At 82.4% G+C, this 709-nt stretch carries 1 pseudogene; it reads right to left on the reverse strand.

The features are described from left to right. Nucleotides 1–224 precede the first annotated feature (224 nt). Nucleotides 225–709, reverse strand: a pseudogene (locus tag E2C05_RS33790) (hypothetical protein); the annotation flags it as partial.

The following is a 709-nucleotide window of genomic DNA, read 5'->3' on the forward strand; positions in this document are numbered from 1 at the left end:
GCCGCGGCCCTGCCACCGCCGGGCGTCGTCCCGGCGCCCCGCGCCGCGGCCTGCGGCGGTCGCGGCGATGCGCTGGCCGGCGGCGGGACGGGTGGGGGATGGCGCAGTCCCGGGACGCGCCATCCGTCGCCGGCCCTGGCTTGGCGGCGCGGGTGACGCGGCGGGGCGTCACGCCCCGCCGCGATCCGCCTGGCGCGGCCTCGGGCCGCCCCGGTGACGCCGTGTCAGCGTCGCCACCAACCCCGGCGACGTGGTGCATCCTGGCCCAGGCTGTCGACGCTCACCGGCTGGATGGCGGCGCCCTGCACCACCGTCTCGGCCGGCGGTTCGGCCACCGCCGGGCTGGCGGCCAGGGGCTCCGGTGCCACAGGCTCCGGTGCCGCAGGCTCGGGGGCGGCCAGGGCCGTCTCGGGGACCGGCTCGGCCGATGCGGCGGGCGAGACGATCTCGGCCGGTGCCGTCTCGGCCGGTGCCGTCTCGGCCGGCGGCGCCTCGGCCGGCGAATCCTCGGCCGCCGTCACCTCCGCCGGGGCGACCTCGGCCGGCAGGGCCTTCGCCTCGCCGGCGCTGGGCGGCGCGGGTTCGGCCGCCTCGGGGGCCTCTGGCGCGGCCGCGGCCGGTGTCTCCGCCGCCTCCGGCTCGGCCATCACCTGCACCGTGGCACGCGCCCGGCGGCCGGCCGCCGCTGCGGCCTCGGCGGCCGCCTCGG

It is taken from the genome of Paracraurococcus ruber (assembly GCF_004353985.1).
GTDB lineage: Bacteria > Pseudomonadota > Alphaproteobacteria > Acetobacterales > Acetobacteraceae > Paracraurococcus > Paracraurococcus ruber.